This is a genomic window from Photobacterium sp. 53610 (genome assembly GCF_036409375.1).
Lineage (GTDB): Bacteria > Pseudomonadota > Gammaproteobacteria > Enterobacterales > Vibrionaceae > Photobacterium.
On sequence record NZ_JAXOFS010000003.1, the window covers coordinates 190455 to 203298 of the forward strand.

General features: G+C 54.9%; 8 protein-coding genes. All 8 read right to left on the minus strand.

Going from position 1 to position 12844, the window contains the following annotated elements; translation table 11 throughout:
• Nucleotides 1-7 precede the first annotated feature (7 nt).
• Nucleotides 8-895, minus strand: coding sequence for a BadF/BadG/BcrA/BcrD ATPase family protein (locus tag SPK40_RS10775; protein ID WP_330960482.1), 888 nt, complete (start codon nucleotides 893-895; stop codon nucleotides 8-10).
• The gene (locus SPK40_RS10780) at nucleotides 888-2624 is read right to left on the minus strand and encodes a glycoside hydrolase family 9 protein (RefSeq protein WP_330960483.1); all 1737 of its coding nucleotides are present in this window, start codon (nucleotides 2622-2624) and stop codon (nucleotides 888-890) included. The genes SPK40_RS10775 and SPK40_RS10780 overlap by 8 nt, the downstream gene beginning before the upstream one ends.
• Before the next feature lie 54 nt (nucleotides 2625-2678).
• Entirely contained in the window at nucleotides 2679-3674 is a 996-nt protein-coding gene (locus SPK40_RS10785) for an ABC transporter ATP-binding protein (protein ID WP_330960484.1), read from the minus strand.
• A 23-nt stretch (nucleotides 3675-3697) separates the two neighbouring features.
• A complete protein-coding gene (locus SPK40_RS10790) occupies nucleotides 3698-4663 on the minus strand; it encodes an ABC transporter ATP-binding protein (protein WP_248141431.1) in 966 nt (321 codons plus the stop codon).
• Complete coding sequence (locus tag SPK40_RS10795; protein ID WP_330960485.1) at nucleotides 4663-5691, minus strand: ABC transporter permease; 1029 nt, start codon at nucleotides 5689-5691, stop codon at nucleotides 4663-4665. Before SPK40_RS10795 ends, SPK40_RS10790 begins: the two co-directional genes overlap by 1 nt.
• 2 nt (nucleotides 5692-5693) lie before the next feature.
• The gene (locus tag SPK40_RS10800) at nucleotides 5694-6683 is read right to left on the minus strand and encodes an ABC transporter permease (protein ID WP_330960486.1); all 990 of its coding nucleotides are present in this window, start codon (nucleotides 6681-6683) and stop codon (nucleotides 5694-5696) included.
• 142 nt (nucleotides 6684-6825) lie between these two features.
• On the minus strand, nucleotides 6826-8499 hold the full coding sequence (locus tag SPK40_RS10805; RefSeq protein WP_330960487.1) for an ABC transporter substrate-binding protein: 1674 nt from the start codon (nucleotides 8497-8499) through the stop codon (nucleotides 6826-6828).
• Nucleotides 8500-9248: 749 nt separating this feature from the next.
• Nucleotides 9249-12680: a response regulator gene (locus SPK40_RS10810; protein ID WP_330960488.1), complete on the minus strand. Its 3432-nt coding sequence runs from the start codon at nucleotides 12678-12680 to the stop codon at nucleotides 9249-9251.
• Between the last annotated feature and the right edge of the window lie 164 nt (nucleotides 12681-12844).

Here is a 12844-nt window from a genome sequence, read left to right on the forward strand (position 1 = left end):
TAGCCCCTTATAGTGGATACAGGTTGTGACCGCCCTGGGCGATCAGAATGGCGCCGTCCATGGCATCCCCCTGCGGGGTTGCCAGCCGGCGCTGAATGGCTGGAGTCAGCCAGGGACCCATGCGTTCAGCAATTCCGCCCATCAGGCAGATCCGATCTGCACCGTGAGCAATCAGCGCATTGAGCCACATTTCAATATCGGCGGCGGTCTGTTGCAGCATGGTCACCGCCAGTGCGTCGTTGTCTTCGGCCAGCCGGAAAATCTCCGGTGAAAACTGACCATAGTCGCAGGGGCGGGCGGTTTTCGACCATTCGACTATGGCATCCACATCATGACCAAAGTGCGCCAGAACAAGACGCGCCAGTTCAGTCTGAGGCACGATGCCGTCGACGCTCAACAGCACCTGCTGGATCAGGCGGAGTCCCATGACGGCACCGCTGCCCTGATCAGAGATCGGAAATTCACGGCCACCGACCACAGTGACATTTTTGCCCCGTCGCAGCAGGCCGACTGAGCCGGTCCCGGCAATAAAAATCGTACCATCTTGTCCGCCCCAGGCTCCCAGACAGGCGCCGTAGCCGTCAGTATTCAGGGTGAGGCGGGCAAACGGGTGGGGCTGGGCCATAAAGTCATACCAGGCCTTGCGTTGCTCTGCCCCGGCCAGCGCCAGACCAACGGCCATCTCACCGTAATTCTGCTCGCTGAGTCCGGCCTGCGCAGTTGCAATGGCAATCGCTTCCCGAATGGATGCCATCGCGATGTCAGCGCCCAGCAGGATGTTGGCGCTGCCGGTCCTGGCTTCGGCCAGCACCTTACCCCGGGCATCGCACAGACGGGCCCGGCAGGAAGTGCCGCCGCCGTCGACGCCAACCAGATAACGGAAAGCCTCAGTCATGGTTACGCTCCCTGAATTGCAGGGTAACGGCCAGCAGATACCAGGCCGCATGCGGGATCCATTGTTCTCCCCAGCGCCAGTTCTGGTAGATATCGTCGGCCTGGGCGGCAGGCGCGAATGCGATATCCGCTTCATTGTCGAAGCCGGAAGTGATCCCGTTACACACGCCGCCGCGGGCGTTGAAAAAGCCCAGATGCGGCAGGTAGCCGGGGGTATTTCTGCCTGCGCCGTCGAGCATACACATGTCAAACGGGTTCAGGCCCAGAATCCAGTTCAGTAACTGGTGGCCGTAGGCTTTCAAGGCTTGACGCAGGTCTTCATCAGTGACCACGGGGGCGGCCATAAATGCCATGGCAGCCAGTGATCCCAGACGGGCGTTTTCGCCCTGCCACCAGTATCCGCTTTCATTGCGGTGCGGAATGAAAAAGCTGCTGTGTTTGTCACCGTCCACGGCTTTGACATACTGGCGCGGGTAGCCAAAGGGATTGGCGACCGCTTGAGTAATACTCAGTTCGAAGTGCAATGCATGGTCCAGAATCTGACGGATGGCCTGCAGGCGAGGTTGCTCTGGCTCCACCTGAAGGTACTGGAGCAGGCTGATTACAGGGAGACCGGCTTCAACCGCATGGAAATACGGGCGGCTGCCATCAGCGTTGGCACTCCAGAAAAACTGCTGCTGCCGGTCGCTCTGCTGACGTGCGGCCAGACGTTCTGCCCAGTGCCGGGCTTCCGTCAGATAGCGGGATTGTTCCGTGGCTTTGAGCAGTTCGACTGCGGCCAGCAGGGCGCAGTATTCATCGATGATATTTTCCTGACCGTCATTCAGATAGCGGCTGTTGTACTCTTTCAGATGCCAGTATCCGGTCTGTGCGGCGATCAGATACGTTTCTGCATTTTCCATGTGGCCCAGCTCCAGTCTGGCGGCGGCTTCGCTGTGCATCAGCCGCGAAGCTGCAGCCAGGGCGGCAATGGCGACACCGCCGCCCTGACGGAAGCCAGCCTGAAAACTGTCAGCTTTGATTCCCTCCTGTGTTGAATAGCTACAAATCTCCCGTTGCCCGGTGGACTTACTCCACTTATCGAACACTGTCATATAAAAATAACCCTGCGGTGCATGCATCCGCAGTAAAAAATCCGCGCCATAAAGTGCCTCTTCAATCAGGCGGACGCGGGAAAAATCCGCAAAGGCGGGGTCATCCTGCAGCGACTCAAAGGCAGTGAGCATGTTCCATACCACCATCGGCGTCTGCTGGGGATTCAGGTAGTTGGCATAGGACAGGTGACTGAGATATTTACTAACGTCACCGGAGGCGTCATACCAGCCTCCGTGCACATCGGCGGTCTCCTGACTGCCAAACAGCGGGACGGCACGATCAAACTGATCGAACTTGCCGCCGCAGCGCTGGGATTTGAAATAGTGCAGCACATCACTGAAGGTACGCTGCATCAGCAGGCCTTCACCAATCTCAAAATCGGCTGATTCCGTGTCACCGAGGCGGAGGCGGTACCGGCCCGCTTCCTGCCAGTCACTGAAATCGATCCGTGCAGCGGCACCGGTATGCCACGCATCGGTCTGCTGGCTGCGGGAAAGCGTCAGCTGCATCACCGGTTGCTGATCCTCGCTGCGGATCAGGGTTGCCTCGGTCTGTGACAACGGAGACTGATGCTGGACGATGGCAATTTTATTGCCAGTACGTTCATAACCGAGGTGATTGATTAACAGCTGCATAGCTTTCCTTCTTTTCTGTTGTTTTTCCGGGATTGCTGTCCTCATCGACGGCACTTAGTTTTGGTACAGATAGCAGCGCACAAAATGGTTCTCTGCCAGCTGGGTGACTTCCGGCAGTCGCTGGCGGCACTGTTCCGTGGCATGACTGCAACGTCCGGCAAACGGGCAGCCAAGACTTTCCGGTGTCCAGAGCGGAATGTCGCCTTTGTTGCCGGCCAGCGGTTCATGGATCGACTTACTCGGATCCGGCACCGCGGAAATCAGCAGCTGGGTATAGGGGTGCTGCGGGTTGTGGATAATTTCTTCCGTATCTCCCCATTCCACCATATGGCCGACATACATGACCGCCAGATCCTCAGCGATATACCGGGCCGTGGCGATGTCGTGCGTGATATAGAGCAGCGCCATTTCACGCTCAAACTTCATTTCTTCCATCAGGTTGAGTACCCCGGCACGGATGGAAACATCCAGCATCGAGGTGGGCTCATCAGCCAGAACTACTTCGGCTCCCACAGCAATGTTCCGGGCCAGATTGACCCGCTGACGCTGACCACCGGACAACTGATGCGGGTACTTGGCGGCGGTCTCTTTCGGCGGGATCAGGCCGACTTGTTCCAGCAGCGCGTAGACCTTTTCTTCCAGTTCTTTTTTATTGCCCTTGCTGACTTTGTTGTGGATCAGCAGTGGGCGGGCAATATGGTGAAAAATCGTGTGGGTCGGGTTCAGGGAACCGAACGGGTCCTGCCAGACCATCTGCACGCCCTGGCGGTACTGCATCAGTTCAGATTTTCGGGTGATGTTCTGAATGTCCCGGCCGTAGTATTCGATGCTGCCTGCTGTCGGTTCGTACATCTTGGCAATCATCTTGGCGGTGGTGGACTTGCCGGAACCCGACTCACCAACGACCGCCAGACCGCGGCTTTTGTACATTTTGAACGACACCTGATTCAGTGCCCGCATCTTCGATTTGGCCAGTGAATTGCTGTTCACCGCAAAGTCTTTGACCAGATTTTTCCCTTCGATAATTGGGGTTCCGACTGGATTGCTCATCTTGCCTCCGATCCTTCTTAATTTTATTTTTGATACAGGTGGCAGTTGCTTAAACGGCCGGGTTCCAGTTGGCGAAGCTGAGTGCTTTGCGAAAAACAGGCATCATGGGCTTTGCTGCACCGAGCCTGAAAACGGCAGCCCTGCGGGACATCCAGCAGATTGAGCGGGTTGCCCGGAATTCCCTGCAGGCGGGTTTTAGGCCCGGTCAGTGGCGGGAAAGAGCTGCCCAGTCCTTCCGTATAAGGGTGATACGGTGTTTCCAGAATTTGCTTGGACGGTGCCACTTCCACCAGTTCGCCGGAGTACATGATGCCAATGCGGTCCGAGAACTCGACCATCAGTGACAGGTCATGGGTGATGAACAGAATGGCGAAGCCGAACTCTTCTTTCAGTGCGTAAATCTTTTGCAGGATTTCACGCTGCACCACGACATCCAGCGCGGTGGTGGGCTCATCCATGATGATCAGCTTCGGATTCAGTGCCAGCGCAATCGCGATCACCAGGCGCTGACGCATGCCGCCGGAGAACTGGTGCGGGTAGTCCTGCAGGCGATCCGGATGGATATCGACAATCTCCAGCAGTCCCTGCGCGCGTCGCACCGCCTGCTCCCGGGTCAGGTTGGTGTGGTGCATAATCACATCGCAGAACTGCTCTTCCATGGTCAGAACCGGGTTGAGTGCATTCATGGCACTCTGGAAGACCATGGAGATTTCACTCCAGCGGAAGCTGCTCAGCTTCTGATCGTTGAACTTCAGGATGTCTCCGTGACCTTCAAACAGCACTTCACCGCCGGTAATGAACGCGGGCGGCTTGTGCAGCCGCATCAGGGAAAAGGCAACAGTGGATTTACCGCAGCCGGATTCACCGGCCAGGCCGAAGACTTCACCTTTGCCAATGTCAAAACTGACATTGTTCACGGCACGGACATCCCCGGCGTCGGTGATGTAATCGACGCACAGGTTACGGATGGAAATTTGCGGAGTCGTCATTATTTCTCTCCTCCCTGAAGTGCAGGCTGAGCGGTTGCTTTGGTGGCAGCTTGTGCTGCCTGATTTTTCTTCGCCATGTTCTGCCAGCGGCGCAGGCCTTTATGAGAACGCAACTGCGGGTTGGCAATTTCATCGACGGCAAAGTTCAGCAGGGCCAGGCCGATGGCAATCAGAGTCAGCGCCACACAAGGCGCCAGCAGTTCCCACCAGGCACCGACCAGCATGGATGATGAGGTTTGGACGTTGTAAAGCATGATCCCCCAGCTGATGGAGTTCGGGTCACCCAGTCCCAGGAAGGACAGGGTGGCTTCCGTCATGATGGCCAGCATCACAGAGCCGATGAAGCTGGCGCCGATGATGGAAATCAGGTTTGGCAGAATTTCGACAAAGATGATGCGCCAGGACGATTCCCCCAGGACTTCAGCGGCTTTGACGAACTCTTTTTCACGCAGTGACAGGGTTTGAGCCCGCACCACCCGCGCACCCCAGGCCCAGGAAGTCATGGCAATCACAATGGTGATCGTGAGCGGCCCGGCCTGACCGATGAAGGCCGCGATGACGAACAGCAACGGGAGCTGAGGCATCACCAGCATGATATTCATGGCGGCTGTCAGCACATCGTCCACTCGGCCGCCGAAGTAACCGGCAGAGACGCCGATCACTGTCGCCAGGAAGCAGACCATCAGACCGGCACCAAACCCGACTGCCAGAGACGTGCGGGCACCGTAGACCAGCTGAGACCAGATATCCCGGCCCATGCGGGATGTGCCCAGCACGTGGTCTGCCTTCTTCGACATCCGCAGCGTCCGTTTGTTGTCCGCCAGATTCTGAGCCACCCAGCCATCCGGGTTGTCCTGCGCTGCTTTCACGACAAAAGACGGGTATTCATGCGGGTTGCCGGTCCGGCGATCCGGTTCATGTTTGGTGATCAGCGGTGCAAACACTGCGGCCAGAATAAAGCAGCAGATGATGATCAGGCCTGCCAGCGCTTTATTATTGTTTGCGAGAAGTTTGATAAAGGCTTTCATGATTATTTGCCTCCCTTACGCAGGCGAGGATCCAGCGCCACAATCAGCAGATCAGCCATGAAGTTAAAGAACAGCATAAACAGGGTCATGATCAGCAGCTGACCTTGCAGCACCTGATAGTCACGGGCGTGAATGGCATTGAGCATCACAGTCCCCAGCCCCGGGTAGTTAAAAATGATCTCGACAATCAGCTGGCCGCCGATGGCCATTCCCAGTGCCATCGACAGGGCCGTGACGCTGGGCAGCATGGCGTTTCGTGCGGCATAGTTGAAGACCACGCGGTTTTCATTCAGGCCTTTGCCTTTGGCCATGGTGATGTAGTCTTCGTTGAGCAGGTTGATCATGTTGTTTCGCATGTTGATCAGGAATCCGCCGATCTGAATGGCTGTGGCACAGATCAGGGGAAGAACGGCGTGATAGAGCACATCCTGATAGAAAGCCCAGCTGGTCCAGTCCGGCAGGGTACCCGGCGTGTAGGCATAGCTGGTCGGGAACCATTTCAGGCCCAGGCCGAAGGTAAACAGCACCAGCATGGCAATGACCACAGGCGGGACCGCCTGAATAACCAGCATCCCCGGTGAAATAAAGGCATCATATTTACTGCCGCGTTTCCATGCGGCGAAGATACCGAGCACGGAGCCGATACAGAACGCGAGAATCACGGCGGAACCGGCCAGGAACAGTGACCAGCCAAGTGCACCGCCTAAAATGTCGTTGACCGTCTGCGGATAGAATTTGATTGAGATCCCCAGATCCCAGTTCAGAATGCTTTTGATGTAGGTGAAATATTGCTGATACCACGTCTGAGCTTCGTCAAAGCCCAGCAGTTTTTTCATGGCTTCAATCCGTTCGGCGGTCACCTGAACAGAAGCGTTGGCGAACATCATGGTCACCGGATCGCCGGGCATTGCCCGGGGAATTGCGAAGTTCAACGAGGCTGCAAACAACAGGGCAACCAGGTAGAACGATAAACGACGTAGAAAAAATCCCATAACTCACACCTTTCCCAACCAGTGACGAAACGACCCTGGGCTGAACTCTGGACGAAAAACCCCCTGACGTCTCGCGCCATACTCTCAAACAGTGTGGGGGAAGAGGCGGTGCGCAGAAGGCGCACCGCAAATGAAGCAATAATTATGATTTTGGTTTCAGGTCTAGCACTTGTAACAGACGCTCCGGAATACCGGCCCAGACCATTGGACGGCCTTTCGGATTCTGCTCGTTCCACCAGCCCGTGAAATTCGAGGTGTTGTACTGGAACATGTCAGCACTGGACATCACAGGAATAGTCACCTGATTTTCAGCAATGATTTTCTGGATCTTGTGTGCCATTGCCATTTGCTTTTTCTTATCCGCAGTTTTGTAGAAACCGTCCAGCAGCTGGTCCAGTTCTGCATTCTTGTAGAAGTGCATCGCAAAGCGCGGGTTGCCTTCACTCTGCAGGCGGGAGTTGAAACCACTGTTCCAGTACAGGTGCGGATCGGCACCGTTGAAGTAGTTGGTGTAAGCCACATCGTAGCTGCCTTTCAGCATGGCTTCGTTATACACCGCGAAGTCAGGGGTACGCGCATTGGCTTTGATCCCGACTTCCTGTAACTGCTCGACAGTCAGCTGAACGGTGTTGTTGAAGTCGGTCCAGCCATTGGGCGACTGAATATCCAGCTCAATTTTCTTCCCGGTCGGCGTTTCGACAAAACCGTCACCGTCAATGTCTTTGAAACCGGCTTTTTTCAGTAGTGCTTTTGAACCTTCAAGACTGTAGGTGTTGTATTGCTTGTACTGGTTATACACCGCTTTGTCAGACCAGGCTTTGAACCCGTCACCCAGGCCAGAAGCATAATGGTTTGGTGTGCCGTTGCCGTAGAACGCGATATCAATAATGGTCTGACGGTCAATTGCCATGGAGAAGGCGCGGCGGAAATCTACATTGTTGATCGCTTCGTTGTTGCCCGCTTTTGGCGATTTGAAGTTCAGCATGTAGGCCTGAGTCCCCGCAGCCGGATACCAGTATTTGTGGTTCGGGTTGGCTGCAGCATAGGTGCTGTCGATATCCGGGATGAACGAAGAGGTCCAGTCCAGCTCAGACGCAATGACCTTGCTCAGCAATTGGTCGTTGTTGGCAATCTGCGGCATCCGGATACAGTCGATATTCAGGCTTGCGTTATCCCAGTAGTGCGGGTTGCGGCATTGAATGTACAGTTGTGGTGTGAAGGTGTCGATTTCTGTAAACGGACCGGTACCGACCGGGTTTTCGTTGGCAAAAGTCTCCGGCTCTTTCACCTTGCTCCAGATATGCTCCGGGACCACAGGTACGAAAGACATTTCGTAAGGTACGTTGGAGTTGGCTTCAGTCAGATCGAAGGTGATTTTATTGCCGTTAATCTTGACGTCTTTCACCCACTTGATGATACCGCGCTGATCCAGTGCCGGATGCTTCTTCAGCAGGTCATAAGTGAAGGCAACGTCTTTGGCAGTAAACGGGGTACCGTCTGACCATTTCACGCCGTCACGGATGACGTAAGTGACCTGCAACAGGTCGTCAGACATATAGAAATCTTTTGCCAGACGCATCACCGGCTCGTTGCCGTGCATTTGGTTGAAAACCACCAGTTGCTCGAAAACGAAGTCTGTGGTGGTGCGCAGGTTGGTTTGCAGATAAGGGTTGAAGTTACGAACCAGCGTCGGATAGAAATCCGGTACGATGGTCAGCTCACTGCGATCTGCACTCATCGCAGGAGAAGTCATAGCAGCTGCGGCGGCAGCCAGGATGGCAAGTGTTATCTTTGTTTTCTTTATGTTGGCAAGCATAGCTGTTCCTTACTCTTTGCTTTGTAGGGTTTTTGCATCACTTAGGTTCCTCCTTCCTTCTGTGGCGGAGGCTGTTTATCCACTCTGTGCTGGTTGAGTAACGCGACCAGTTCAGATGGCCTGTGGACATTCAGTGCCCTTAAGGAAACGTCCTCAGCGGATTTTCGTCAATTGCATTGCACGTTAAAAACGTCAAAACACTGTCGTGTGCCGTTAAAACCGTAAAAATCGGCGCTGATTTTACCTGTGGTCTTTCTGTTTTTCATTAGAATGACGCGGTCAGAATAAGAAATTTGTAAGTATTTACTATCCTGTTTTGTGTTTAATTATCAGGGTTTTTGAAGGTTTCTATTTTCTAGGGAAGCTCTTTTAGTCGGAGAAAAGTGCTTATTTTCAAACGGAAATTTTTTGTGAAGGTTTTGTTGTGATTGACGTCTCATATCATGAATTTTGTCATTAAGGTGGCCCTGACATCCCTGAAAAAGTCGATTTCTTCATCAGTGAGTGGTGGTTATTTATCCATGTTGCTGTGGCAAAAACGGGGCTATTTTTCAGCGGGAGAATTAAGTTGCGGTACAGTTTGAAATGTTTTCCAGAGGGGTGTGCAGCATTAGGGGCACAGAAATGAATGGATGCCTGCGCTGGAATGACAGCGCAGGAAAGACAGAGCCAGGTTCAAATCAATCGTCGGAAAGGCCCTGCTGAGCAGAAGGACATCGAATGCGCTGACACCGGGAACTGTGATTCAGTTACTGGCTGATCATCAGCTGCAGACGGTTTCGCATCTCTACGATGTTATCTCTTTCAGCACTGGCCTGCGGACATCGCTCCAGAACAAAATCCAGCGTGTTCAGGACCGTTCGCCAGCGCGGTGTTTTCGGCAGGGTCTCGAGATGCAGGTACTTATCCAGCGTGCGTGTCTGCAGCGTGCTGCGGTCGAGATAGACACGCCACAGACCGCTTTCTTCTGCCAGGTCAAATTTGGTTTTACCTGTGCTACTTTCCCAGAACAGCAGACTGTTTTTCATCACCTCAACCAGCAGATGGCGCAGCTGATCAGCTTTGTCCGGCTGCGACAGGTCCAGGCGATCGGCCAGCTGGCTGAACTCGTCGCCCAGTTCGCGAAGCCGCTGCAGATTATGCTTGTCACCGTCTGAGGCAAAGCCGGACAGGACATCCACTGCATTTTCCAGCAGCGTAATCCGTTCCTTGGAGCTGGGGCCCTGCTGGTCAAAGATGAACATCTGACTGAGACCGGATTCCGCTGGTAGCTGGATTAAATCGGTGGCCAGCGTCTGGTTCTGGTCCTGGATCCGGTAGACGAGTTCGCCGCGGTAGTGACGGTTATTTTCAATATCGTCGGGCAACTGGGTCAGCAGGAGATCCTGCACGGATAACCGTTCCAGCTGTGCCGGTGCACGCTGGAACAGCTGCCCGGCGGCATTATTGGCATAGCGGATACGGCCGTCTTCCCGGGCGCAGAGGATCGCCTCGCTGGTGGATTCCAGCAATCCCAGCAGCCGGGTCTGGGTGTCCAGCAGCGCCACCTGAACCTGTTCACGGTGGCGGATTTCCTGCTGCAGGGCCTGATTTTCATGTCGCTGGCGTTCTGTCTGTGCTGCCTGCAAGTGAGCGCGAATTCGGGCTGAGAGTTCATCTTTATGAAAGGGTTTACTGAGATAATCGTTGGCACCGCTCTCAAATCCTTTGACCCTGTCCTGGGCCTGTCCCAGTGCCGACAGCATAATGATCGGCAGTTCCGTCAGACTGTAGCGGGTCCGCAGTTCCTGACAGACTTCGTATCCGTTCATGCCGGGCATCATGACATCCAGCAGGATCAGCGAAGGTTGCTGATTTTCCATGATGTTCAGCGCCTGGGCACCGTTTTCTGCGGTGATCACCCGGTAACCGGCAATCCGCAGGAAGCTGGTTACCACCTGAAGGTTCACCGGCTCGTCATCCACAACCAGCAAGAGTTCGCCATCCGGATTTTCCGGCAGTTTTTCTGTCTCCAGTATGCTTTGTTCCTGACGGGGAGCCTGAAAATGCGTCTGGGTTGCAGGTTGGCTGCGGGCAATATCGGCTTCCGTCGCTAACGGCAGAGTAAAGCTGAAGGTTGTTCCAATCATGGGCTGGCTGCTGACATAAAGGCTGCCGCCCATCAACTCAATCAGCTGGCGACTGATGGACAGTCCCAGCCCGGCTCCCTGCCGGTAGTTGGCAGACCCGGTATTGGCCTGTACCAGGGGCTCAAAAATGTGTTCCAGCTGCTCCGGAGGGATCCCCTGGCCGGTATCAACCACCTGAACCCGGACCTGATTTTCCAGGACGGTGGCGGAGAGAATGATTTTGCCTTCGGAAGTATATTTGATGGCATTCCCCACCAGATTATAAAGCACCTGTTCCAGCCGCTGTTCATCGGCCAGAACCAGTGGCAGATCCGGCTGGATCTGGTTAATCATCCGGACCGGTTTGTTGTCCAGCAGGTGTGCGGACAGCTCCAGTACCAGACGGTTGGCTGCAGCCAGATCGACAGCATGGGGGCGAATGTCGAGGTCGCCATAGCGCATTTTGTGGTAGTCGAGCAGGTCATCGACCAGTTTGGTCAGCCGCTGGCCGCTATTGATGATCATGTCCAACTGGTGTTGCTGGCTGGGTTGCATCGGGCCGTTTGCCCCGGCCAGTAAGGCCTCCGCAATCCCCACCATCCCGTGCAACGGCGTACGGAGTTCATGTGAGGTGGTGGCCAGAAATTCATCTTTCAGCTTGTCGGCTGTCTGTAACTCTTCATTTTGTTGCCGGATGACGGCCAGATTCTGTTCCAGTTCGGTATTTTGCTCCCGGATCAGGGTGATTTTTTCCCGGATGGATCGCTGCATGCGGGCGAAGCTGATTGCCAGGCGGCCAATTTCATCTCGTCGGTCGGTCGAGGTGATTTTCTGATCCAGATCGCCAGCCGAAACCTGTTCCGCGGCCCAGGTCAACCGCAGTAAGGGCGCCGTAATGTAGTTGGACAGCCAGTGAGCGGTCAGGGTCACCAGCATGACCGCGGCCAGAATCGCCAGAAGGAAAAATTCCTCAAGCTCGTGAATACGTGCAAAGGCTTCCTGCTCGGGTAATTCCACCACCAGCGCCCATGGATTGCCCAGTACATCAATCGGGGCATAGGCACTCAGAACTGGGATCTGTTTATAATTCAGCAGGCTGCCGACACCGGTTTTACCGGACAGGGCCTGATCAATGCCCGGACTGGCAAGCCGGGCTGGCAGCTGACCGTCATTTGGCAGGCGCAGATTGTGATCCGGGCCAACCAGCAGCGTCTGGACGAACTGGTTGCCTTCGCTGCTGTTCGCCATCACGGCGGCGATCGCCCGGTTGCTCAGCTTGAAAAAAGCATAGCTGTGCAGGTAGCCATGCTGAATGATCGGGGCGGCGAACCAGGCGGTCGCTTCTCCCGTGTCTTCATCGGCGGCAAAGTCTGTGTAGGCGATAGGCAGTTGTTCAGACTTTTGCTCGCTGAGCGGCTGGCGGGAATTCTCCGGCCGGCGTTCCCGGTACTGATGCGTCAGGGTCCGGATATCGCGGAACGTCTGGCTGAGCGCCGGATACTGTGCGGTTTCGGTACTGAGGCTGGCGGCAAACAGCGCCGGACTGCGCGAGGTATAAACCACGTTACCGTCCAGATCGACCAGCAGGATATCGCTGAAATCCGAGCGTTTGAGATACGCTTCGTATGCCCAGTGATAACGTTTATAAATCAGGCGGTAGCGTTCCTGAACGATAAAATCTGGTGAGGTATTATCGACATGGCCGGACAGCGGCCGGGTGGTCAGGGTTTGATTAAAATAATCCCCCCGGCTGGCGCCTTTGCTGAGGCGCTGAATATCCCCCAGCTGGCGAAAAGCCCCGACGATTCCATAAAAACGGCCCCCGCTGGCATTGGCCAGCTCAGAGCTGATAAAGCTTTGAATTTCAGATTCTTTTGCTGCGAAAAAAGCATCCAGTTGTTGGCTTTTATTATCTCGCAATGACGCCAGGTGGCTGGTGCTCTGTTCTGCCAGATCTCGGGTGTGGGAGTGAAGAAAGAACAGGGAAGACAGCGTGAGCGGGATCAGGCTGAGCAGAAGAAACGCCAGCATCAGGGTATGCTGGAGGCGTTTGAAACGGGTGGTATTCTGCATTGCTGACTGACCTTTGACCTGCGGTTGACCAATTTGTCTGCGATGCAACCGGTTTGCCAGGTTCGGGATGTCAAAATGAAAGCCGTATTTTTGACGGTTGAATAAGGCGGTTGCACCAGAATACCCGGTTATACTGAGTTTTTTTGTACAATCAAGGAAGTCTG